This window comes from Enterobacter sp. 01-M-03-SI-ECC (assembly GCF_047530215.1).
GTDB classification, from domain to species: Bacteria; Pseudomonadota; Gammaproteobacteria; order Enterobacterales; family Enterobacteriaceae; genus Enterobacter; species Enterobacter chengduensis.
Map to the genome: position 1 here is coordinate 255,366 of NZ_JBLKDA010000001.1, position 22,738 is coordinate 278,103.

18 protein-coding genes are annotated in these 22,738 nt (G+C 57.5%); 9 read left to right on the forward strand and 9 right to left on the reverse strand.

The features are described 5' to 3' along the window. Nucleotides 1-9: 9 nt before the first annotated feature. Nucleotides 10-711 carry a phosphohydrolase gene (locus ACMWKK_RS01250; RefSeq protein WP_112781366.1) on the reverse strand — a complete coding sequence of 234 codons (702 nt, stop codon included), beginning with the start codon at nt 709-711 and terminating at the stop codon, nt 10-12. 284 nt (nt 712-995) lie between these two features. Between ACMWKK_RS01250 and ompC the strand changes: the two genes are divergently transcribed. After that, complete coding sequence (gene ompC, locus ACMWKK_RS01255) at nt 996-2,177, forward strand: porin OmpC (protein ID WP_112781365.1); 1,182 nt, start codon at nt 996-998, stop codon at nt 2,175-2,177. Between the two features lie 57 nt (nt 2,178-2,234). Here the strand turns inward: ompC and ACMWKK_RS01260 are convergent, their stop codons facing one another. After that, nucleotides 2,235-3,098, reverse strand: coding sequence for an N-acetylmuramic acid 6-phosphate etherase (locus ACMWKK_RS01260; RefSeq protein WP_112781364.1), 864 nt, complete (start codon nt 3,096-3,098; stop codon nt 2,235-2,237). Between the two features lie 163 nt (nt 3,099-3,261). Between ACMWKK_RS01260 and ACMWKK_RS01265 the strand changes: the two genes are divergently transcribed. Further along, nucleotides 3,262-4,878 (forward strand): sensor histidine kinase, encoded by a 1,617-nt coding sequence (locus ACMWKK_RS01265; RefSeq protein ID WP_112781363.1) that lies wholly within the window; start codon nt 3,262-3,264, stop codon nt 4,876-4,878. Further along, nucleotides 4,875-5,594, forward strand: coding sequence for a two-component system response regulator DcuR (dcuR, locus tag ACMWKK_RS01270; protein WP_112781362.1), 720 nt, complete (start codon nt 4,875-4,877; stop codon nt 5,592-5,594). The genes ACMWKK_RS01265 and dcuR overlap by 4 nt, the downstream gene beginning before the upstream one ends. On the opposite strand, the gene ACMWKK_RS01275 is transcribed toward dcuR, so the two are convergent. Continuing rightward, nucleotides 5,575-6,534, reverse strand: coding sequence for an FAD:protein FMN transferase (locus tag ACMWKK_RS01275; RefSeq protein ID WP_112781361.1), 960 nt, complete (start codon nt 6,532-6,534; stop codon nt 5,575-5,577). The genes dcuR and ACMWKK_RS01275 overlap by 20 nt on opposite strands. A 94-nt stretch (nt 6,535-6,628) precedes the next feature. Further along, on the reverse strand, nt 6,629-9,409 hold the full coding sequence (locus ACMWKK_RS01280) for a flavocytochrome c (RefSeq protein WP_112781360.1): 2,781 nt from the start codon (nt 9,407-9,409) through the stop codon (nt 6,629-6,631). A 610-nt stretch (nt 9,410-10,019) separates the two neighbouring features. On the opposite strand from ACMWKK_RS01280, the gene ACMWKK_RS01285 reads away from it, so the two are divergent. Both ACMWKK_RS01285 and fumA read left to right on the forward strand, forming a co-directional pair. Then, nucleotides 10,020-11,528, forward strand: coding sequence for an anion permease (locus ACMWKK_RS01285; RefSeq protein ID WP_023325580.1), 1,509 nt, complete (start codon nt 10,020-10,022; stop codon nt 11,526-11,528). 113 nt (nt 11,529-11,641) lie between these two features. Further along, nucleotides 11,642-13,291: a class I fumarate hydratase FumA gene (gene fumA, locus ACMWKK_RS01290; RefSeq protein ID WP_112781359.1), complete on the forward strand. Its 1,650-nt coding sequence runs from the start codon at nt 11,642-11,644 to the stop codon at nt 13,289-13,291. Here the strand turns inward: fumA and ACMWKK_RS01295 are convergent. After that, nucleotides 13,280-14,185 carry a LysR family transcriptional regulator gene (locus ACMWKK_RS01295; RefSeq protein ID WP_112781379.1) on the reverse strand — a complete coding sequence of 302 codons (906 nt, stop codon included), beginning with the start codon at nt 14,183-14,185 and terminating at the stop codon, nt 13,280-13,282. The two genes, fumA and ACMWKK_RS01295, sit on opposite strands and share 12 nt — an antisense overlap. Nucleotides 14,186-14,280: 95 nt before the next feature. On the opposite strand from ACMWKK_RS01295, the gene ACMWKK_RS01300 reads away from it, so the two are divergent. The 3 genes from ACMWKK_RS01300 to ACMWKK_RS01310 all read left to right on the forward strand — a co-directional run bounded on the left by ACMWKK_RS01300 (nt 14,281) and on the right by ACMWKK_RS01310 (nt 17,932). Next, nucleotides 14,281-15,576, forward strand: coding sequence for a serine hydrolase domain-containing protein (locus ACMWKK_RS01300; protein ID WP_112781358.1), 1,296 nt, complete (start codon nt 14,281-14,283; stop codon nt 15,574-15,576). Between the two features lie 260 nt (nt 15,577-15,836). Continuing rightward, complete coding sequence (locus ACMWKK_RS01305; RefSeq protein WP_112781357.1) at nt 15,837-17,150, forward strand: MFS transporter; 1,314 nt, start codon at nt 15,837-15,839, stop codon at nt 17,148-17,150. After that, nucleotides 17,147-17,932, forward strand: a complete 786-nt coding sequence (locus ACMWKK_RS01310; protein WP_112781356.1) for a substrate-binding domain-containing protein — start codon at nt 17,147-17,149, stop codon at nt 17,930-17,932. Before ACMWKK_RS01305 ends, ACMWKK_RS01310 begins: the two co-directional genes overlap by 4 nt. On the opposite strand, the gene ACMWKK_RS01315 is transcribed toward ACMWKK_RS01310, so the two are convergent. From ACMWKK_RS01315 to ACMWKK_RS01325, 3 genes are read right to left on the reverse strand one after another with little or no spacing between them, the layout of a single operon-like run. Continuing rightward, nucleotides 17,907-18,806 (reverse strand): LysR family transcriptional regulator, encoded by a 900-nt coding sequence (locus tag ACMWKK_RS01315; protein ID WP_112781355.1) that lies wholly within the window; start codon nt 18,804-18,806, stop codon nt 17,907-17,909. The genes ACMWKK_RS01310 and ACMWKK_RS01315 overlap by 26 nt on opposite strands. A gap of 24 nt (nt 18,807-18,830) precedes the next feature. Next, nucleotides 18,831-20,360, reverse strand: coding sequence for a cryptochrome/photolyase family protein (locus tag ACMWKK_RS01320; RefSeq protein WP_112781354.1), 1,530 nt, complete (start codon nt 20,358-20,360; stop codon nt 18,831-18,833). Then, nucleotides 20,357-20,503, reverse strand: coding sequence for a DUF2256 domain-containing protein (locus ACMWKK_RS01325; protein WP_112781353.1), 147 nt, complete (start codon nt 20,501-20,503; stop codon nt 20,357-20,359). The genes ACMWKK_RS01320 and ACMWKK_RS01325 overlap by 4 nt, the downstream gene beginning before the upstream one ends. 215 nt (nt 20,504-20,718) lie before the next feature. Between ACMWKK_RS01325 and mtfA the strand changes: the two genes are divergently transcribed. Beyond that, nucleotides 20,719-21,516 (forward strand): DgsA anti-repressor MtfA, encoded by a 798-nt coding sequence (mtfA, locus tag ACMWKK_RS01330; protein WP_048994860.1) that lies wholly within the window; start codon nt 20,719-20,721, stop codon nt 21,514-21,516. Here the strand turns inward: mtfA and ACMWKK_RS01335 are convergent. Next, on the reverse strand, nt 21,513-22,724 hold the full coding sequence (locus ACMWKK_RS01335; protein ID WP_112781352.1) for an MFS transporter: 1,212 nt from the start codon (nt 22,722-22,724) through the stop codon (nt 21,513-21,515). The genes mtfA and ACMWKK_RS01335 overlap by 4 nt on opposite strands. Nucleotides 22,725-22,738 lie beyond the last annotated feature (14 nt).

The following is a 22,738-nucleotide window of genomic DNA, read 5'->3' on the forward strand; positions in this document are numbered from 1 at the left end:
TACCACAGTTCAATTGTGCAAACTGCGACGGAAGCGGTTCACCACCTGGCTATCCAGCCCAATGCAGTCACCGCGTAATTCGGCGCTGAGTTTCGCCATAAACTGGATCAGGAAATCGGCATTGTGACGCGCCAGCTCGCGGCCCATTTGCGTTTGCATTGTATCAGGCAATCGCAGCAGCTTGGTCTGAAAATGGTCGAGGGCATACGCCCGGTCGTCGAGGGGACGCGCATCGGCAAAGGGATCGTTGGCATCAAAAAGCGGCACGCCCAGCGCGCCTGAGACGGCAAAGACGCGCGCCAGGCCGATAGCGCCTAACGCTTCCAGCCGATCGGCGTCCTGCACAATTTTGGCTTCCATGCTCTGCGGCGCAATCCCGGCGCTGAAGCTATGCGCTTCAATCGCGTGCGCGACGGCCGCAACATGGTCTGGCGGAAAGTCCGGGAAGTCGCGGCGCAGAATGTCACCCGTTCTAAGCGCCGCGAGCCGTGACGACTGGCTGCGTTCGGGATGGTTTTTCGGCAGGCTGACAATATCGTGGAAATAGCAGGCGGTAAGAACCACCAGCGGCTTCACCGGCTGGTGGACCATGATTTTTTGCGCCGTCATCCAGACCCGACGAAAATGCGAAATATCATGTGCGGTATCGTCGGTGCTGTGGTTTTCCTCAAGCCAGCGCTCAAAAATGTGCTGCCACCCGGCAAGTTCCATCGTCATGTCCTGTTATTTAAAAGAGCGTTAATTATAACACAGCCGAATCAAACAAATTAAAAAATAGAATTAAGAAATACTTAATAATAATTACACCTTATAAATTCAATAGATTAATTCATGAGAAAAATACAGAGACCATTAGAAATATCTTGCAATATTTCATAGAACTTAATTACATTTATTTTTGAAACTAAACGCTATCTCCTGGAATAGTATCGACCACGTAATTACGGAGGGTGATTACATATATTCATATAAATTATCTTTAAAGGGAATATATAATGAAAAGAAAAGTTCTGGCAATTCTGGTACCCGCATTATTAATGGCAGGCGCAGCAAATGCGGCTGAGATGTACAACAAAAACGGCAACAAAGTTGATCTGTACGGGAAGGTTGATGCGCGTCATACCTTCTCTGACAACCCGGGCGATGACGGCGACGAAACCTATGTACAGGTTGGTTTCAAAGGCGAAACCCAGATCGCAAATGACCTGATCGGTTATGGCCAGTGGGAATATAAAGTCTTCGCGAACGACACCGAAGGCTCCAATAAATCATATAACCGTCTGGCGTATGCTGGCCTGAAATTTGGCGAATACGGCTCATTTGACTACGGCCGTAATTACGGCGTCGTGTATGACGTTGAAGCCTGGACCGATATGCTGCCCGTATTCGGCGGTGATTCTTACACCTGGACCGATAACTTCATGAACGGCCGTGCTAACGGTCTGGCTACCTACCGTAATAGCGATTTCTTCGGCCTGGTGAACGGTCTGAATTTCGCGCTGCAGTATCAGGGTAATAACGAAGGTGGCCCGCACGAAGATCAAAACGGCAATGTTGTTAATGTTCAGGAAGGCACTAAAAACGGTCATAAAGACGTGCGCTTCCAGAACGGTGACGGCTTCGGTATGTCTACCTCCTATGACTTCTCTGGCGATCTGACCGGCCTGAGCCTGGGTGCGGCATACTCTTCTTCTGACCGTACCAACGAACAAGAGGCTGCGGGCGTAAATAACGCGCACTTTGCCGGCGGTAAAACAGCAGAAGCATGGACCATTGGCGCAAAATATAATGCCAATAGCATCTATCTGGCGATGATGTACGCTGAAACCCGCAACATGACGCCATACGGTAACTATGGTATTGCGGATCAGACCCAGAACTTCGAAGCGGTAGCACAGTACCAGTTAGACTTCGGCCTGCGTCCGTCCCTGGCATGGGTTTACTCCAAGGGCAAAGACATGACTTATCCTGGCACCGCCAGCCACCCTCAGGGTCAGCATGGTGACATGGATCTGGTTAACTACATTGACCTGGGCATGACCTACAGCTTCAACAAAAACTTCTCCACCTATGTTGATTACAAAATCAACATGCTGGACAACGACGAAAGCTTCTACAAAGCCAATGGTATTTCCACCGACGACATCGTTGGCGTCGGCATGACCTACCAGTTCTAATCTCTAAAAATACCAAAGGCCGCATTTGCGGCCTTTTTTATCTCTCTGCGGTCTGTGTTATGGCGCTTCCTGCAGCGCCACGCGGATAAATCCGTTGTTCTGCGCCAGCAGCTCATGGGCTTTCCACGCGTCCAGCCCCGTCAGCACCATCAATAACGCCGTTTTGCAGTGATGATTACAGCTCTCCAGCGCGGCTTTTGCCTGCGCCCGGGAGCATCCCCCCGCCTCCATCACAATGGCGATTTGTCGTTCAGCCCATTTGGTATTGCTTGCCTCAAGATCCACCCGCAGGTTGCTGTATACGCGCCCCGTTCGGACGGCCAGCCCGGTGGCGATCGTCGAGAGGATCATTTTCTGCGCAATCCCCGCTTTGGTGTTGATATAACCTGCGACCACATCGGGACCCAACTCCGGAGCGATGACCATGCTTGCCAGCTGCGCGGCTTCACTTTGCGCATCACCGGTAACAATGGCGACCGGTGACCCCAGCGACCACGCATGGCGCATGGCCCCCCAGACCCACGGCGTTTTTCCGCTGACCGTGACTGCCAGCATCATATCGTGTTCACCAAACCTGATGGCCTGCAGATCGGCAACGCCGCGCTCGTAGCTCCCTTCCCCTTCTTGCGCCGTAACGGCAATGACAGGGGTTTTGCCGGGCGCATAGTCATCGGCAACCTGCTGTGCGGCTCGCCCCGACGGCCCCGCGCCCACGATGACCAGGCGACCGCCGTGGCCGAGCGTCGCGGCGGCGTTGTCCACCACGCGGGCGAGAGCTGGTAAACAGGTGGCGATTGCAGCAGAAATGAGTGCATCATCCTGGTGAATGACTTTCAGCATGTCCAGCGTGGACAATCTATCAATATTCATCGTGCTGGCGTGCCGTCTTTCCTTGACCGAACCGGTAAGCATAATGCTCATAAACAGCCTCCTTATTATGAGTACCCACACACTATAAAGTGTTTTATATAGATGACCTGCGAGGAGGGTCACGAAAAGAGGACCCAATCCACGGCTTTACATGGCTTTAAGAAACGCGCGTCATCGGCGATAATTACCCCTTTCTTACTACCGCGGAGTGTTGATGAGCGATTTGCAGCCTTTCCTTCCGACGCGCAAGCGCCCCATGAAACTGAATACGCTGGTCACGCTGATGGTGTGCGCGATTATTGCCTCTGTGCTGCTGCTGGTCTTTGCGCTCTACTCTGTCCAAATCACCCGGGCGACCCGCGATGATGTGAAAGATACGGCGCTGGGTATCGCCCGCACGCTGGCCGACAGCCCCGAAATCAAGCGCGGTTTGATGCAGCCCCCGCAGGCGGACATCATTCAGCCCATCGCCAGAGCCGTCACCCAGCGCAACGATCTGCTGCTCACCGTGGTGACCGACATGCGGGGGATTCGCTACTCGCACCCGAACGAAGCGCTCATCGGCCTGCACTTTATTGGTGACGACCTGGAACCCGCGCTGGAAGGTAAAGAGAACGTCTCCGTCAACCGCGGCGCCCTCGCCGAAGCGCTCCGCGTCTTCACGCCGGTTTATGACAGCCAGCACGACCAGATTGGGGTAGTCGTGGTCGGTATCTCCCTTAAAAAGGTGGAAGACCAGATTGCCCGCGGGCGGCTTAATGCGCTGTGGACAATTTTATTCAGCATCTTTATGAGCTCCATGGCGATTTGGGGCCTGGTGCGGGTGCTGAAGCGCATCCTGTTCGGACTCGAACCGTACGAAATTTCCGCCCTGTTCGAGCAGCGTCAGGCGATGCTGCAGTCGCTGCGCGAGGGGGTGCTGGCCGTCGATATTCACGGGCGCGTGACGATGATCAACCAGACTGCCAGAGAAATATTGCTTCTCCCTTCCGGCAAGCAGAGCGAAAACGCCAGCGCGCCCCTGCTGGCCAGCCTGCGTGACGTCTCAAAGACGGGCGTTGCGCGAAAGGATCAGGAGATCAGCTGCAACGGGCGTCTGCTGCTGTGCAATATGGTGCCCGTGAAAAGTCAGGATCGGGTGATCGGCGCTATCACCACCTTCCGCGATAAAACGGAAATCAGCCAGCTGATGCAGCGCATTGATGGCATGGTGAACTACGTGGACGCCCTGCGGAGCCATACGCACGAGTTTATGAATAAGCTGCATGTGATCCTGGGCCTGCTGCACATGAAGCGCTACGACAAGCTGGAGGAGTACATCCTCCAGACGGCGCATCATTACCAGACGGATATCGGTACAATACAGAGCAAGGTAAAATCCCCGGTTATCGCCGGCTTCCTGCTGGGTAAAATCAATCGGGCGAAAGAAGCGGGCGTCACCCTGACGCTGGCGGATGAATGCCAGATACCCGATACCGCCAGTGAAGAGCAGGTCGCGGTGCTGATCACCGCGCTGGGTAACCTCATTGAAAACGCGCTCGACGCGATGGCAGGACAGCAGGACGGTGAGATCGGCCTGCTGCTGCATTATCAGAACGGCTGGCTCAGCTGCGAAGTCAGCGACGATGGCCCCGGCATTGATCCCACTCAGCTGGAGGCTATTTTTACAAAGGGCTTCTCAACAAAAGGTGAAAACCGCGGCGTTGGGCTGTTCCTTGCTCGCCAGCAAATCCAGAATCTCGGCGGCGATATCACCGTCGAGTCTGAGCCTGGCGTATTTACCCAATTTTTTGTTCACATCCCCTGGGATAGCGAGAGGAATATCGCGTGATAAATGTATTAATTGTCGATGATGACGCCATGGTAGCCGACCTCAACCGTCTGTACGTCAACCGTGTTGAAGGTTTTAGCTGCTGCGGCGTCGCCTCCACGCTCAACCAGGCCGAGGCCATCATTAATAACCCCAGCCAGCCTGTCGATCTGGTGCTGCTGGACGTATATATGCAGCAGGATAACGGGCTGGATCTGCTGCCCGTGATTCGCGCATCCGGCCGCCCCATTGACGTGATTATGATCTCGTCGGCTGCCGACGCCGCCACGATCCAGACCTCCATCCATTACGGCGTGGTGGATTATCTGATTAAACCGTTCCAGTTCCCGCGCTTTGAAGAGGCGCTGAACGGCTGGAAGGCAAAGCATACTCTGATGGAGTCGCACCCGTATTATGAACAGGCCGACGTCGACCGGCTGATCCACGGCGGCGCGCCGGAACTGGCGGACAGTAAAAAGCTGCCGAAGGGGCTAACGCCGCAAACGCTGCGTACGATTTGCCAGTGGATTGACGCTCATCCGGAAACGGAGTTTTCCACCGACGATCTGGCAAACGCGGTCAATATCTCCCGCGTGTCCTGCCGCAAATACCTGATCTGGCTGGCGCAAATCAACATACTGTTCACCAGCATCCACTACGGCGCCACCGGCCGTCCGGTGTATCGCTACCGCCTCCAGCCGGAGCAAACGGCGCTGCTCAAGCAGTACTGTCAGTAACGCGGTAGGTATTATCCAGCAGCGTAAAGCGGAAGTGGCGCATCGAAGAGATCGCCACTTCTTTTGTTTTGGTCACAAAAATGGCTTCAATATCCGGGCGAGAGCGCAGCACCGCGCAGCCCTTTTCCACGCCCATGCCGTACATCAGCGTGGTCCAGATATCGCCGTCGATGGAATCTTTTGAAATGATGGTCACGCTATCCAGCTCGTTGTCCAGCGGATACCCGGTACGCGGATCGAGAATATGGTGGTAGCGCCTGCCGTTTTGCTCAAAGTACCGCTCATACGTGCCCGACGTTACCACGGAGCGGTTTTCCACCGTCATTGCGCCAATCAGCGCCTCACCGGCGAACGGTTTTTTCAGCCCCACGCTCCAGCCCCCTTCCGGCGAGCCTAACGTCTGAACGTTTCCGCCGAGGTTGATCAGCCCCCGCTCGGTGCCTTCTTTGTGAAGATAATCCCGCACCCGGTCGGCAATATACCCTTTGGCGATGGCCCCCAGATCGATTTCCATCCCTGCTCGGGTCAGAAACACGCTGCTCTGCGCCTCGTCAAGAATGACATCTTCAGGACGGGTTATCTCAAGCAGCGCCGCGATTTCGTCTGCGGGCGGAACGCTGTCGCCCTGAAAGCCAATTTTCCAGCGCTTCACCAGCGGACCAATCGCCAGGTTAAAGGCGCTGTCCTGAAACAGGCTTGCCGCTTTTGCGCAGCGGATCAGCTCGAACACCGCCCGGCTGACGACGACCGGATGCTGCCCAGCCGCATGGTTGATGTCCATCACCTGCGAGCGCGCGCGGTTGACGGTGAGCAGATCTTCATATTGTTTGATCAGTCGAAACACGCGGGACGCGAGGGCTTCATCGTGGGAGAAGAGTTTCAGGAGGATGGGCGAGCCCATCAGAACGGCGGAGTAGCTGTAAACACGGTTATCAGACATGGCACGTTTCCTCAGATGTAGCCCCGGCAGGCACCGCGCCGCCGGGGAAATTGCCGGATAACGTTGCGTTTATCCGGCCTACAGCACAGGTGCTTTATGCCATTTTTGCGCGCATCGCCGCCTGATGTCCGGCAAGGGTACCAAAAATAATGATGTCTGCCACTGCGTTACCGCCGATACGGTTACCGCCGTGGATCCCGCCGACCACTTCCCCGGCCGCAAACGCGCCCGGCAGCACGTTGTGGTTGCTGTCCAGCACGCAGGTGTCGGTGTTGATGGTCACGCCGCCCATGGTGTGGTGCACGCCCGGCGCAATCTGAATGGCGTAGAACGGCCCTTCATTGATTGGCGCACGCAGCGCGGTGGTGCGGCCAAAATCATCGTCGTGCTGTTTTTCGACAAAGCCGTTGTAGCGTTCCAGCGTGGCCAGGAAGGCGTGATGATCCATACCCAGCGCTTCCGCCAGGGCTTTTGGCGAGCTGGCGCTGGTCACGAAGCCTTTCGCGATGTACTCATCCGCGGCTTTGTTTTTGGCGCGTACGTGCTCATCAAAGACGATGTAAGCGTATTTCTCCGGCAGCGCGATGATTTGCGCCGAGACTTTATCGCGGGTCGACATTTCGTTGTAGAAGCGTTCCCCTTTCTGATTGACCAGAATCGCCCCGCCGCCGCGAATGGATTCGGAAATCAGGTACGAGGTTTTCTGCTCCACGGTTGGGTGAATTTGAATTTCGCCCATATCCACGGTGCCCGCCCCGATGCGTTCCAGCAGCGCGATACCGCCCCCGGTGGCCCCTTTGTGGTTGGTGGTGACAAACCCTTCCAGATCCGGACGGTATTTCACCACCATCTGGCTGTTGGCGCTGAACCCACCGGTGGCGACAATCACGCTTTTGGTTGCCACAGTGACGGTTTCGTTCTCTTCGGTGGTCAGGCGCACGCCGGTGACTTCGCCGTTTTCAAAGATAATGTCGCTGACGGAGGTATCCAGCATCACCTCGATGTTGCGTTTGTTGACGTTACGCACCAGGCCGCTGATCAGATAGCCGCCCACCGCAGAACCGTCTTTTGGACGGTGAGTACGGTCAATGCTCATCCCGCCGGTGGTGGTGATGTCGTTCAGCATAATGCCGCGCGTTGCCAGCCACTCAATCGCCTGCGGCGCGTTCTCGACAAAGCGACGCAGCAGTTCCGGGTTGTTTTTGTTACCGCCGCCCTTCAGGCTTTCCTGATAGAACAGCTCTTTGCTGTCCTGGATGCCCTTCACGCGCTGGAAGCGGGTTTCAGCGGCGTTCATCCCGGCAGAGGCTTTAATGGTGTTCCCGCCGATGGTCGGCATTTTCTCGACGATCAGCACGCTCGCGCCTTCGTCGTGAGCCTGAATTGCCGCCGCCAGACCGGCACCGCCGCTGCCGACAACGACCACGTCCACGCTGCGGGTTTCGTTCAGGTCGACGCCCTCTTCTGCCGCCAGCGCTTTGCTGGATTTCAGCATCGCTTTAGAGACCGCTTTCTTCACCGCTTCACTCTGGCTGGTTGCGCCGGTAATGGCGTCCACGTGCGGAGTATTGGCGTCCAGAATGCGGGTACGGATCTCTTCAAAGCTGGTCACAAACTCAACGTCTTCGCTTGGGCCGGAGGCCAGCTCGATGTCCGCAATGCGGTCGGTTTCAAGGCTGACGTTAATCACCAGCTCGTTGGCGTCGTCCTGCACTTTCTCAACGAAGGTGCCCGGCTTGAATTTGGACTCGCCCATGCTCATGTCGCGGATCATCGCTTCTACCAGCGAGAAGCGCCACAGCGGTTCCGGAATGCTCAGCGCTTCGCGTTTGGTGCTGTCCATAAACAGCTCGAGGCTTTCGCCGGCCGCGATACGGTCTGTCCAGTCCGGATACGCGATGGTGGCGCGGCCAACCGCAATCAGGTCGTAGCCGTGGTCAAGCGCTTCATTCACGTCTGCAGCATTTACCACGCCGCCCACGCCCATGACCGGAACCTGCGCCAGCGTTTCAGAACGCATCGCGCAGTATTTTTCGATGAGCGGGGTCGGGTCCTGAGTGTCGACAATGGAAGGACGCAGGGTCGCGCCGACGGAGAAGTGCAGATAGTCTACGCCGCGCGCGGCCAGCTTCTCCAGCAGGTACATGGTGTCTTCAAAACGGATGCCCGGGACTTCCAGCTCTTCAGGGGAGAAACGGTAACCAATGATAAAGGCGTCGTCCGCATACTGGCGCACCATTTTGTGGGTGATGTCCAGCACCGCCAGCGGGAACTTCGCGCGATTATCGCGGCTGCCGCCCCACTCGTCATCGCGCTGGTTAGAGTTCGGTGAGTAGAACTGCTGAATCAGGTAGGTGTTCGCCCCGTGGATTTCCACGCCGTCGAAACCGGCCTGAATGGCGCGGCGCACGGCCTCACCAAACTTGCCGATCATGCCTTCGACTTCTTCAGCGGTCAGCGCAACCGGCGTCGCGGCACCTTCGCGCGGTGCGGCTACGGCACTTGGGCCAACCGGGGTACGGCCGCCGATCAGCTTAGGGTCGACCATGCGGCCGCCGTGGTAGATCTGCAGCAGCGCCTTAGATCCTTTAGATTTAATGGCCTCTGCAATTTTCGCCAGCCCGGCAATTTTCTCGTCATTATCAATACCGATGGCGCCCGGGAAGGCGAGACCGAGATCGTCGACGAAGCAGCACTCCACGATGATGGTGCCGATGCTGCCGGAGCGGGCCCGGTAGTACTCCACCAGCTCGCTGGTGACGGTACCGTCATAGTAGCCGGTACAGGTGGTCATCGGGGCCATTAACAAACGGTTTTTCAGTTCAGTACCATTCGGTAATGTGAAGGGGCTAAGAATACGTTCGTTAGTGCTCATAATAGAAACTCCAAACTTTAAAAATTAAGAATTCGTTATCGGATTGATTTTTTAGTTCGTCGTTATTTGCCGATGTCATGATATTAATATAATGATTTTTTTAGTTTCTAAAGCTATTACATTAGTTAAAAAACTATTTAATACCCGGGATAACAGAAATAACACAATGGTGTTAGCGAGAATAATTCACTCATTCACAATAATTTAAAATACGTTAAATTTTTATTGGTAAGACCAATTTCACAAATCACTTATAAATTCATTAAAATCAATACAATGAGCAAATACCAGAATTACAATTGTTACAAACATGATAAAGAAAACAGCAAAAAACAGATAATAACCACATACGCCTGAGTGGTTATTATTAAAAGCACAAAAATAATCCTGCAATTCTGTTTTTTTGATCCGGATCAATAGTTCTGGCATCCAAAAGCGCAATATAAAAACATCATCAATTTTTAATTTAGCGCACACAAAAAAGCGTTAAATCGTTATTAACAGAAAAACCAAACCGCATCTTTTATAACTAAAAAAAGCAAAGAAACTTAAAAAACCGCGTTTGGCTTTTTTGTACCACCGAATTCTTAACAACTTAAGACGTGAAACTATGAATACAAAAACTGCTGTAACGCCCCCCGTGGCGAACCAGGCATCAAACGGAAACGCAAAACGTCTGCTGATGATGGCATTGCCCGTCATCGTCGCCGTACTGCTGCTGTTTGTCCCGGTACCGGAAGGACTGCCTCCTTACGCATGGCACTACTTCGCCATCTTTGTCGGCGTGATCGTCGGTCTGATCTTCGAGCCGTTGCCGGGTGCGGTGATCGGCCTGACCGGCGTGGTCGCCATTGCCCTGTGCAGCCAGTGGGTGCTGTTCAGCCCGGAACAGCTGGCGGATCCGAAATTTAAGCTGGCGGGCGCCTCCTTTAAATGGGCGGTGAGCGGCTTTGGTAACTCGACCGTCTGGCTGATTTTCGGTGCCTTTATGTTCGCCGCAGGCTACGACAAAACCCGCTTCGGCCGCCGTCTGGCGCTGATTCTGGTGAAGTACCTCGGTCGTCGCAGCCTGACGCTCGGTTACGCGATTACGTTTGCTGACCTGCTGCTGGCACCGTTCACGCCGTCCAACACCGCGCGCAGCGGCGGGACCATCTATCCGATTATCGCTAACCTGCCGCCGCTGTACGGTTCAAAACCGAATGACCCAAGCGCGCGCAAAATTGGTTCGTATCTGATGTGGGTGGCGATCACCGCAGCCTGTATCACCAGCTCCATGTTCCTCTCCGCACTGGCGCCTAACCTGCTGGCGCTGGCGCTGGTGAAAAGCACGGTTGGGATCGACATCTCCTGGGGCACCTGGTTCCTCGCGTTCCTGCCGCTGGGCATCCTGCTGATTCTAACCATGCCGCTGCTGGCCTACTGGTTCTACCCGCCAGAAGTGAAAGTGAATAACGAAGTACCGCTGTGGGCGACCCGCGAGCTGGAAAAACTGGGCAAACTGTCCCGCAATGAAATCCTGCTGCTGGTGTTCGTCTGCTGTGCACTGCTGATGTGGATCTTCGCCGCCGCGTGGATTGAGCCTGCCATGGCTGCCCTGCTCATCGTCGGCCTGATGCTGTGGACCGGCGTGCTGGAGTGGAACGATATCACCGGCAACAAGGCCGCATGGAACACCTTCGTCTGGTTCGCCACCCTGGTGGCGCTGGCGGATGGCCTCTCCTCTACCGGCTTTATCAGCTGGCTGGGTAAAGAAGGCGGTCTGTTAATGAGCGGTATCTCTCCGGGCGTGGCGACCATCGTCCTGCTGCTGGCGTTCTACCTGCTGCACTACCTGTTTGCCAGCACCACCGCGCACACTACGGCGCTGCTGCCCGCGATGCTGACCATCGCCTCCACTATTCCGGGCATGAATATGGAAGTGTTTGTCCTGCTGATGGTGACCTCGCTGGGCGTAATGGGGATTATCACCCCGTACGGTACTGGCCCAAGCCCGATTTACTACGGCAGCGGCTACCTGCCAACCAAAGACTACTGGCGCCTCGGCACCATCTTTGGTGCCATCTTCCTGGCGGCCCTGCTGCTGATTGGTTATCCGTGGATGTCCATGATGTTCTAAGAACAATGCCCGGTGGCGCAAGCTTACCGGGCATACTCGTTCTCATCATGCTTTGATTTTGTAGGCCTGATAAGCGAAGCGCCATCAGGCAAAAACAGATTTTGGAGTTGAGTATGTCGAATAAGCCCTTTGTGTACCAAAACCCCTTCCCGCTTTCCCATGACGACACCGAATACTATCTGCTGACCAAAGAGCACGTTTCCGTTGCCGAGTTCGACGGCCAGGAAGTGCTGAAGGTAGAGCCCGAAGCCCTGACCCTGCTGGCGCAACAGGCCTTCCACGATGCCGCGTTTATGCTGCGTCCTTCACATCAGAAGCAGGTTGCCGCGATCCTGCACGACCCGGAAGCCAGCCAGAACGACAAATATGTTGCCCTGCAGTTCCTGCGTAACTCTGAAATTGCCGCTAAGGGCGTGCTGCCAACCTGCCAGGACACCGGCACCGCGATCGTCATGGGTAAAAAAGGCCAGCGCGTCTGGACCGGCGGCGGTGACGAAGCCGCCCTGAGCCAGGGCGTGTACAACACCTACATTGAAGATAACCTGCGTTATTCCCAGAACGCCGCGCTGGATATGTATAAAGAGGTGAATACCGGTACCAACCTGCCGGCGCAGATTGACCTCTACAGCGTGGACGGTGACGAGTACAAATTCCTGTGCATGGCAAAAGGCGGCGGTTCTGCCAACAAAACCTATCTGTATCAGGAAACCAAAGCACTGATCACCCCGGCTAAGCTGAAAAACTATCTGGTTGAGAAGATGCGCACGCTCGGCACCGCCGCGTGCCCACCGTACCATATTGCCTTCGTCATTGGCGGGACCTCTGCAGAAGCCACGCTGAAAACCGTGAAGCTGGCCTCTACCCGCTACTACGACGCGCTGCCAACCGAAGGTAACGAACACGGCCAGGCGTTCCGCGACGTTCAGCTCGAACAGGAGCTGCTCCAGGAAGCGCAGAACCTCGGCCTGGGCGCACAGTTCGGCGGTAAATATTTCGCTCACGATATCCGCGTGATCCGCCTGCCGCGCCACGGCGCGTCCTGCCCGATCGGCATGGGGGTTTCCTGCTCCGCAGACCGCAACATCAAAGCGAAAATCAACCGCGACGGGATCTGGATTGAGAAACTGGAGCACAACCCGGGTCAGTATATTCCTGAATCACTGCGCCAGCAGGGTGAAGGCGACGTGGTCAGCATCAACCTGAACAAGCCGATGAACGAGATCCTGGCGCAGCTTTCCGCGCACCCGGTTTCTACCCGCCTGTCGCTGAACGGCACCATCATCGTGGCGCGCGACATCGCCCACGCGAAGCTGAAAGAGCTGCTCGACAACGGTGAGGAACTGCCGCAGTACGTTAAAGATCATCCGATCTACTACGCGGGCCCGGCTAAAACGCCGGAAGGCTATGCCTCTGGCTCACTCGGCCCGACCACCGCAGGACGCATGGATTCGTACGTAGACTTGCTGCAATCCCACGGTGCGAGCATGATCATGCTGGCGAAGGGCAACCGCAGCCAGCAGGTAACCGACGCCTGCCATAAGCACGGCGGCTTCTACCTCGGCAGCATTGGCGGCCCGGCTGCGGTGCTGGCGCAAAACAGCATTAAGAGCCTGGAGTGCGTGGCGTATCCTGAACTGGGTATGGAAGCCATCTGGAAGATCGAAGTGGAGAACTTCCCGGCGTTTATCCTGGTGGATGACAAAGGCAACGATTTCTTCCAGCAGATCCAGAATCAACAGTGCAAAGGCTGCTCACAGCGCTGAGGCCTTCCACAACGCCGGTAACAGCGACAGCGTTTCGTTGATGAGCCCGCGCTTGTCGCTACCCGGCTTCCAGATGGTGACCATCGTCTGAGCTATCCCCTGGCTGCCCACCTCGGTGTGCAGCCTTTTTACATCCTTCCACCGCGCCGCATGAAGGTGCGTCGGCAAAAATCCCCAGCCGCACCCCTTTTCCAGCAGACCGCGCAGCATCTCGAGCTCGTTGGTAAAAAGGGTATGCCCGGAGATTTGCAGACGGCGCGCCACCGGCTCGTCAGACGCCGCGTGCATAATCACCTGCGGCACCAGAGAGAGATCGAGAAGCGAAACCGGTGCCGTAATATCCCTGAATAGCGTCTTCGAGGCGTAGAAATCCATATCAATCGCCCCTAACGCCCGCCATTCCATCTCGTTGCCGACGCTGCGATTGCGCGCCTGACAGATCCCCACATCGGCCTCACCGCTGGCGAGCATCGCTTCCGCTTCATCGCGCGAGGCGCTGGTCAGGCTCAGCCGAATATTCTGGCTCGCCATTTTTGCGATTAGCGCCTGCAAAAAAGCGCGCGGTGTGAACGGATCGTAGACGAGCGCAATATCCTGCGTCGCGCTTTCCGGAACGGCTCTGGCAAACGCCTCAAAGGCTTTTACCTGACGCATCAGCAGATGCGCCTGCCGCTGGAGCTGCTCCCCTTCCAGCGTCAACCGCAGGACGCGCCCCTCGCGAATAAACAACGCGTAACCCAAACCATCTTCGAGAAAATCAATCAGATCGCGCAGGGTCGTGCGGTCTTTACCCAGTTTACCGGCCGCCTTCACCAGGCTGCCGTGCTCAGCCACGGCGGTGAACGCCTCAAGCTGGGCAAATGAATAGTTCAGTGACGCCACAGCATCCTCCACAGCGACTTTTCGGGGGATTTTCCCCCATAACGCGTTTTTTATTATAGGCCGCGGGTTCATAAACTGAAGCCCTTCCTGAGCCATACGAGAAAAACATGAAAAACAAAACAAACCGCACTCTGCTCGCGGCGCTGGTTGTCGGCAGCCTAATTTCCCCTGCCGTCATGGCCGCCTGCAACGATACCGTACTTGAAACCTGTCCGGCCCCTTTTGACGCAAAACTGCCGGACGCGCATACCATGCTCACCTGGAGCCAGGCCGACCGCGTTGTGGGATTTCGCAATGACTACCGCAACTACGCGGGCGACGTGTTCCGCCACGGCAACGCCTCGCCGCTGCTGGCCGCGGATAAACCGCTGACCGATGCCCGTTACCAGGTCAATGGCAAAACCTACAATCTTGTTGATTACCTGAAGCGCCAGAACGTCAGCGGCATGCTGGTATTAAAAGACGGTAAGGTTGCCTATAAGTATCTGGGCGAAGGCAATACCGACAGCACGCTCTGGACCTCACGCTCCGTCGGAAAATCGGTGGTCTCTGCGCTGGTAGGGGTGGCAATTAAAGAGGGAAAAATCCACTCCCTCGACGATCTCGTCACCCAATATGAACCCGATTTAAAAGGCACGGCCTGGGACGGCGTGACGCTGAAACAGCTTATCACCCACACCTCCGGCGTGGCGTGGAATGAGGACTACACGAATCCGACATCCGATTTCGCAAAGCTGACGGAATGCGAGGCCAGGCCGGGCACCTACGACTGCGTGCGAACGTTAGTAAAAGGGTTACACCGCGCGCATCCTGCAGGCGAAAGCTGGTCCTATTCCTCGGGCGGCGCGTGGCTGCTGGGTGACGTGCTTGAACGCGCCACCGGCATGACGCTCGCGGCGTATCTGGAAAAGAGCATCTGGCAACCGTACGGTATGGCGAGCGACGGCGTCTGGCACGCCTACAGCAAAGGCGAGCATGATGTCGGCGCCCACGGCTTTAACGCCACGCTGGAAGACTGGGGCCGCTTCGGTCAGTTTATCCTCCATAACGGCACGTTGCCGAACGGGAAGCCGCTCCTGCCCGAAGGCTGGGTGAAACAGTCCGCGGACTGGACGCAGGCAAAAGGATCGGTGTCAAACGCCCATCCGGACGGGCTGTATGGCTATCAGTGGTGGAACAACGAAGTGCCGGTCAATGCCGCCAGCGTCGAGCCGAAGGCGGAAAATTCCCTCAAAGGGTCGCTCTGGGCGCTGGGGATTTTTGGTCAGATGATAATGGTGAATCAGAAAGAGAACCTGGTCATCGTCCAGTGGTCCACCTGGCCACAGGCGGAGCCGTCATTCAGCGCCCAGCCGCTTGAGGCGTCGTTAATGTTTAGCGCCATAGCCAACGCGCTGCGCTAATGCTCATAGCCAGGCGCTGCCTGGCTTCCCCTCTGCGCCATGTCACAAAACAGCGATATCAGCCACTTAGCGAATTACCGTGAATAAAAAATCACATAATTGTTAAGTTATTGTTAGTCATGTAAATCCTGGTCAATCCCGCGTCATTGATGCGCAGCACGCATCGATTCATTCGCGATTTGCGCTTATTAATTTCCGCTTCCTGATCCAGTTTTCAGAAACAGACGAGCATAACGTCACGATAAAAACTGGAGATAATCATGGTTTCCTCAACCTCACCTGCAACGGTCCGTGCGAAAGCAGGCGCGATTTTTCGCGTCACCTCGGGCAACTTTCTTGAGCAGTTCGACTTCTTTCTGTTCGGCTTCTATGCCACCTACATCGCCCACACCTTCTTTCCGGCGAGCAGTGAATTTGCCTCGCTGATGATGACCTTCGCCGTCTTCGGCGCGGGCTTTTTGATGCGCCCGATTGGGGCCATCGTGCTCGGCGCTTACATTGATAAGGTTGGCCGCCGTAAAGGGCTGATTGTCACCCTGTCGATCATGGCCGCCGGGACGTTTCTGATCGTGCTCATTCCGTCGTATCAGAGCATCGGCCTGTGGGCGCCGCTGCTGGTCCTGACGGGCCGCCTGCTGCAGGGCTTTTCCGCCGGGGCGGAGCTTGGCGGCGTGTCGGTCTATCTGGCTGAAATCGCCACCCCGGGCCGCAAGGGTTTTTACACCAGCTGGCAGTCCGGCAGCCAGCAGGTTGCCATTATGGTCGCCGCGGCGATGGGCTTTGCCCTGAATTCCCTGATGGCGGAGAGCGCCATACGCGAATGGGGCTGGCGCATCCCGTTCCTGTTCGGCTGTTTAATCGTGCCGTTTATCTTTTTCCTGCGCCGCAGGCTGGAGGAGACGGAAGCGTTCAGCGCGCGCCGCCAGCATCTGGACATGCGTCAGGTCTTTAAAACCCTGCTTGCCAACTGGCAGGTGGTGGTCGCGGGCATGCTGATGGTGGCGATGACCACCACCGCGTTCTACCTGATCACCGTATACGCCCCCACCTTTGGCAAAAAGGTGCTGATGCTGAGCGCGTCAGATAGCCTGCTGGTGACGCTGCTGGTGGCTATCGCTAACTTTATCTGGCTGCCGGTGGGCGGCGCGCTGTCGGACCGCTTCGGGCGCAAGCCGGTGCTGATTGCCATGGCCCTGCTGGCGCTGGCCACCAGCTACCCTGCCCTGACGCTGCTGGCGAACGCCCCCAGCTTCTCGATGATGCTGGGCGTCCTGCTGTGGCTCTCCTTCCTCTATGGCCTCTATAACGGCGCGATGATCCCGGCCCTGACGGAGATTATGCCTGCTGAAGTGCGGGTGGCGGGATTCTCTCTGGCTTACAGCCTGGCAACGGCGGTCTTCGGCGGCTTTACCCCCGTCATGTCCACCGCGCTGATCGAATACACCGGCGACAAAGCCTCCCCCGGCTACTGGATGAGCTTCGCTGCCGTGTGCGCCCTGCTGGCCACGCTCTACCTCTACCGCCGCCGTGCGGTATCGCTGCAAAACACCGTCAAGTCACAGGAGGCCGTATGAAACGCACTGCTTATCCCGCCATCGCGCTGATGCTGGCCTTCCTGAGCGTCAATGCCGGTGCTAAAGACGTAAAGGTCATGATTTCGGGCGGCTTCAAAGCCGCCCTGGAAAAGCTGGCCCCGGAGTATGAACGCCGCACCGGGGATAAAATTGTGATTATTCCCGGTCCCTCGATGGGCACGACGCCGCAGGCGATCCCAAACCGACTGGCGCGCGGCGAGAAGGCCGACGTGGTGATTATGGTGGGCGATGCGCTGGCGACGCTCGAAAAAGCCAGCCTGACCCGGCCCGGCTCGCGAACGGAGCTCGCGGACTCTCCCGTGGGCATGGTGGTAAAAAAAGGGGCGGATATCCCGGACATCAGCAGCGAGGCGACGCTGCGCAATACGCTGCTGCAGGCCCGCTCCATCGCCTACTCCGACAGCGCCAGCGGCAGGTACGTCAGCCAGGCGCTGTTTAAAGAGCTGGGGATTGAAAAAGAGGTGGCGGGCAAAGCGACCATGGTCGAGCGTATTCCGGTCGCCTCGGAAGTGGCGAAAGGTAAATACGCGGTGGGCTTCCAGCAGGTCAGCGAGCTGCTGCCGGTTCAGGGCGTCACCTTTATCGGGAAAATCCCGGATACGCTGCAATACATCACGCGCTTCGCCGGTGCGGTTACCCGTGACGCGGAACATCCTACGGAGGGAAAAGCGCTTCTGACCTATCTCGCCTCGCCGCCATCAGGGGAAGTCATACGCGAGACGGGGATGACCCCCGTTACGTCCGGCGATACTGCCCGGTGATCTGCTTTTCCAGTTCAGCCGCAATGTAAGACTGGATGCGCCCCCGGCGCCGGATAAGCCCCACGGTGCGCTTCACTTCCGGCGCCACCAGCGGCAGATGCGTCAGCGGCGTGTGCGCTGACGTTGGCATCGACATGGCGGGAACGGCAGCAATGCCGATCCCCGCCTCGACCATGCCGAGCATCGTGGTGACGTGACGCGTTTCGCAGACGCTCGGGCGTTCGGGAACGATCTCCCCCAGCATCCGATCGAGCAGGTTACGGTTGCCTGACGTTTTATCGAGGGAGATATAGTCCTGCTGGTAAAAAGCCTGCCACGTCAGGTGGCTCTTCCGCGCCAGCGGGTGATCCTTTCGGCACGCGGCGACATAGACATCCTCCACCAGCGGGAAAAATTCGATTTCAGTCGGCAGGTTTCCGGCGAAGCAGATGCCAAAATCCGCCTGGCTGCGGGCCACGGCGTCAATCACATTCCCCGCGCTGCTGTCGATGAGCTTGATGCGCACGCGCGGATAGCGAGACTGAAAGCGTCGGATCACATCAGGCATAAAATAGCAGGCCGCAGAGGGTACCGCGGCAACCGCAATCAGCCCCGTCCGCTCTTCGCTGGCTTTATCGACATCCGCCAGCATGGACTCCACGTTGTCGAGCAGCTGCGCGGAACGTTCAGCAAAGTTTTGACCGTATAACGTTAAGGCCACGCGGCGGGTGGTACGATCGAACAGCCGGTTTCCCAGCGCGGCTTCCAGCTTTTCAATCCTGCGGCTCAGCGCCGACTGGGACAGGCAGATAGATTCAGCGGCGACACGGAAGTTACCGTATTCCACTAACGCTCTGAAAGCATAAAGATCGTTAAGGTCAAAATTCACGGGCATAGCGTCTGGATGTCCTGTCGGGGGTCAGAGATCGTTGAGATTAAGGCGGATGTAGCGGGCGCGATCGGCAATAGCCTGCCGTTCCCCGTCCTGCATGTCCGCAAGCTGTTTAAAGACAATGCCCAGCCGGGGATTATGACCCAGACGCGCCTGATTGCGCGCAAAGAAATCCCAGTAAAGGGCATTGAAGGGGCACGCCAGCTCGCCGGTGCGCTGGTTGTGCTGATACCGACACCCCTGGCAGTAATTACTCATCTTATGAATATACGACGCGCTTGAGACATAGGGCTTACTGGCCAGTAGCCCGCCATCGCCAAACTGGCTCATGCCGAGGGTATTGGGCAGCTCAACCCACTCAAAGGCATCAATATAGACCCCCAGATACCATTCATGAACCGCCTGCGGGGAGAGGCCGCCGAGCAGGCTAAAGTTCCCGATGACCATCAGGCGCTGGATATGGTGGGCATAAGCCTCGGTGAGCGACTGCCCAACGGCATGCGCCAGGCAGCGCATCTGCGTCTTGCCGGTCCAGAACCAGTCCGGCAGCGGGGCGTGCTGGTCTAAGGCGTTCAGCTCCCGGTAGCCCGGCATCTGCGACCAGTAGATCCCGCGCACGTACTCCCGCCAGCCGAGTATTTGGCGGATAAAGCCCTCAACGGCAGGCAGCGGCGCGTGGCCCGAACGCCACGCCTGCTGGGCGGCCGCCACCACTTCCCGCGGATTAAGCATTTTGGTGTTCAGCGCGAATGAAATTAATGAGTGGAAGAGAAAGGGCTCTTCCGCGTGCATCGCATCCTGCCAGGCGCCGAACTGCGGCAGCACGTGCGTGATAAAGTCATCCAGCCGGGCTTTGGCTTCCGCACGATTGAGCGGCCAGCGAAAATTGTCGGCCTGCGGTTCGCCGAAGGTCTTTACGCCACAGCGCTGGATCTCTTCCCACAGCGCCGTGCGATCGTGGCGGAGGCGAGCGTCGTCCGGTGCGGGCGGCTCGCCGGACCAGCGCCTGCGGTTTTCAGCATCGAAATTCCATTTCCCCCCTTCGGGCTCGCCTTCCGCGGTCAACAGTATGCCGTGTTGACGGCGCATTTCCCGGTAAAAGTACTCCATGCGCCAGCTTTTGCGCGACGCAAAGAACGCCGCCACCTGTTCACGGGTGGTGAAGAAATGCTCGCTGCTGACGCAGGCGGTTTCGACGGACGCCGTTTTCGCCCACGCCTGCAGCTGCGTATCAAGACGCCATTCGTCGGGCTCCTGCCACACCACCCTGTCTGCGCCATAATGCGCGACGAGCGCGTTGAGATTGTCTTCCAGCGCACCGCGGTTTGAGCGGTCAGAGAGCCGGACATACCTCACCCGATGTCCCTTCTCCTTTAACGCAGCGGCAAACGCGCGCATGGCCGCGAAGATGGCAATCACTTTCTGAGCGTGATGAAGCACGTAGGCGGTTTCCGCCTGAAGTTCGAGCATCACGTAAATGACGTTCGAATCGCGGCTATCAAACCAGCTGTGGTGCGGATTAAGCTGATCGCCCAGGATCAGGCGCAGCTCGGTCAACGGTGGCTCCTGCGGCAGCGCTCGGAACAGTATTTGACCTCATCCCAGCATTTCGCCCACTTCTTGCGCCACGTCATGGGCCGCTGGCAGTGCACACACGGTCGACTGGGCAGGTCCTGCTTATTACCTTTGAAATCGCTCATCTTTTCAATACCGTACTGATTTCTTCACTGAACCTGTGGGTTAAGGCTACGACAGACTTCACAAAATGAAGGTGATGCCCGCAAACCGCTACCCACCGCTACGTACGAATGATAGTTTATTCGGGCTGGAATTGTCGCCGCGAGCAATTTTCTGGCATCTTAACCTAATCTGACTTTCCCATTTTTGTTCAAGTGACGAGTTTGCGAGCAAAGCGATGATAAAGTGGCCCTGGAAAACGAATGAGGCTGGCCGGGATATGGCGCTGCCGTGGGATGAGGCGCTGACGATCCCGGTTCTGGCGAATCTAAACCCGGATGAACAAGCGAAGCTGGTTCAGCTGGCGGATCGTTTTTTGCAGCAAAAACGCCTGGTGCCGCTGCAGGGGTTTGAACTCGATCCCCTGAAAAACGCGCGCATCGCCCTGCTTTTCTGCCTGCCGGTGCTTGAGCTCGGTATTGAGTGGCTGGACGGTTTCCACGAGGTGCTGATCTACCCTGCGCCGTTCATCGTCGACGATGAGTGGCAGGACGATATCGGGCTGGTGCACAACCAGCGCGTGGTGCAGTCCGGACAGAGCTGGCAGCAGGGGCCGATTATCCTCAACTGGCTCGATATTCAGGACTCGTTCGACGCCTCCGGTTTTAACCTGGTTATTCATGAGGTGGCGCACAAGCTGGATACCCGCAACGGCGATCGCGCCAGCGGCGTCCCGCTGATCCCGCTTCGCGAGGTGGCAGGCTGGGAGCACGACCTGCATGCGGCGATGGATAACATCCAGGATGAAATAGACCTGGTGGGCGAAAGCGCGGCCAGCATTGACGCCTACGCGGCAACCGACCCGGCCGAGTGCTTTGCGGTGCTTTCGGAGTATTTCTTCAGCGCGCCCGAGCTCTTCGCGCCCCGTTTCCCGGCGCTGTGGCAGCGTTTCTGCCAGTTCTATCAGCAGGATCCCCTGCAGCGCCTGCGGCAAAATGAAGCGTCTGACGGGCAGGCCTCCCGCCAGATCCATTAAGGTTTTTCAGGACGGGTACGCGCGGTTGACCGTACCCCGATGCTCACCGCTAAAAACAGCAACGCCATTCCCCATGCGGCCACCGTCAAAGATTGCTCTGAGAAAAAGCGCGTCACCACGGGCACCAGCAGCGCGCTGAGGCCGTAGCCTAACGTATGGCTGGTGGCGATGACGCCCGCGCCCTTCCCGGTGGTGAGCCGATCGTTCAGCAGCAGCTGGTAGCCCGGCGTGGCCATCGCCGCCCCGAGTGACGTAATAACGATACCCACGTAGAACAGCGTTAAACCCGCGAGGGACATCAGCCCAAGCCCTGCCACCATCAGCACCGCCGCGATGCAGAGCAGCGTCATCGGGGTGAAATGCTGCGGGCGAACCACCAGAAACTGCGCCGCGAGCGTCGCCAGCGCGGCCAGGCTCAGCAGAAGCGCGACATGATGGCCGATCTCGCGGGCGTTGCCGTCCAGCAGCGGGCTAAGATGCGGTGACAGGCCAAGCTGCATCAGGCTCACCAGCGCCGCCAGCAGCAGCGCCAGCAGCAGGAACGGCAGCATGGAGGCCTGCAGGCGGGTCGCCTGGTGCGCCACCGGCGGCAGCGGCGGATCTGCGGCTTCGCGTAGCACCAGCAGCAGGGCAACTAACGGCGCGATCGCCATCAGCCAGAGCGGCGCCACCGGGCTGACGCTGAGCATCAGCGCCGCCAGCGGCGGGCCGAGCAAGCGTCCGCAGCTGAGGCCGGAGCTTATCGTCGCCAGCGCCGACATTCTTTTATCCAGCCCCGCACGCTGAATCGCCCACGTCTGGGCCGCAGGCACCAAACCTGAGACCGTCAGTCCGTAGAGCAGGCGCGAGAAGATCAGCCCCGCCAGCCCCCAGGCCGGGTCCAGCCTGCCGGCCGCCAACGCCCAGACCACCAGCGCCATGACGGCGAAGCTGGCCAGGTAGCCGCTCAGCGAGGCCAGCATCACCGCCTTGCACCCTCTCCGCTCGCTCTGGCGTCCCCACCAGGGCGATGCCGGTAAAAAGAGCATGGATCCAAACATCAGCAGCCCGGCCCAGACCGAAAGCGACAGCCCGGTCAGGGTCACCAGCAGCGGGAGCATCACCAGCAGGCCGTTTTGCCCGATACCCAGTAAACCCGCAGATAGCGCCAGGGTCCAGTTAGCTTTTGAGGTGACGTTTTCCGTCAGGGTTTCAGAGTCAGCGCGCATAAGAATGTGAACAT

Excerpts from the sequence above, each read along its gene's own strand:
- ompC (WP_112781365.1), top strand. The coding sequence starts at position 996 with ATGAAAAGAAAAGTTCTGGCAATTCTGGTACCCGCATTATTAATGGCA.
- mtfA (WP_048994860.1), top strand. The coding sequence starts at position 20,719 with ATGATAAAGTGGCCCTGGAAAACGAATGAGGCTGGCCGGGATATGGCG.
- ACMWKK_RS01275 (WP_112781361.1), bottom strand. The coding sequence starts at position 6,534 with ATGTCTGATAACCGTGTTTACAGCTACTCCGCCGTTCTGATGGGCTCG.
- fumA (WP_112781359.1), top strand. The coding sequence starts at position 11,642 with ATGTCGAATAAGCCCTTTGTGTACCAAAACCCCTTCCCGCTTTCCCAT.
- ACMWKK_RS01305 (WP_112781357.1), top strand. The coding sequence starts at position 15,837 with ATGGTTTCCTCAACCTCACCTGCAACGGTCCGTGCGAAAGCAGGCGCG.
- ACMWKK_RS01265 (WP_112781363.1), top strand. The coding sequence starts at position 3,262 with ATGAGCGATTTGCAGCCTTTCCTTCCGACGCGCAAGCGCCCCATGAAA.
- ACMWKK_RS01315 (WP_112781355.1), bottom strand. The coding sequence starts at position 18,806 with ATGCCCGTGAATTTTGACCTTAACGATCTTTATGCTTTCAGAGCGTTA.
- ACMWKK_RS01285 (WP_023325580.1), top strand. The coding sequence starts at position 10,020 with ATGAATACAAAAACTGCTGTAACGCCCCCCGTGGCGAACCAGGCATCA.
- ACMWKK_RS01310 (WP_112781356.1), top strand. The coding sequence starts at position 17,147 with ATGAAACGCACTGCTTATCCCGCCATCGCGCTGATGCTGGCCTTCCTG.
- ACMWKK_RS01300 (WP_112781358.1), top strand. The coding sequence starts at position 14,281 with ATGAAAAACAAAACAAACCGCACTCTGCTCGCGGCGCTGGTTGTCGGC.
- ACMWKK_RS01250 (WP_112781366.1), bottom strand. The coding sequence starts at position 711 with ATGGAACTTGCCGGGTGGCAGCACATTTTTGAGCGCTGGCTTGAGGAA.
- ACMWKK_RS01335 (WP_112781352.1), bottom strand. The coding sequence starts at position 22,724 with ATGCGCGCTGACTCTGAAACCCTGACGGAAAACGTCACCTCAAAAGCT.
- ACMWKK_RS01325 (WP_112781353.1), bottom strand. The coding sequence starts at position 20,503 with ATGAGCGATTTCAAAGGTAATAAGCAGGACCTGCCCAGTCGACCGTGT.
- ACMWKK_RS01260 (WP_112781364.1), bottom strand. The coding sequence starts at position 3,098 with ATGAGCATTATGCTTACCGGTTCGGTCAAGGAAAGACGGCACGCCAGC.
- ACMWKK_RS01280 (WP_112781360.1), bottom strand. The coding sequence starts at position 9,409 with ATGAGCACTAACGAACGTATTCTTAGCCCCTTCACATTACCGAATGGT.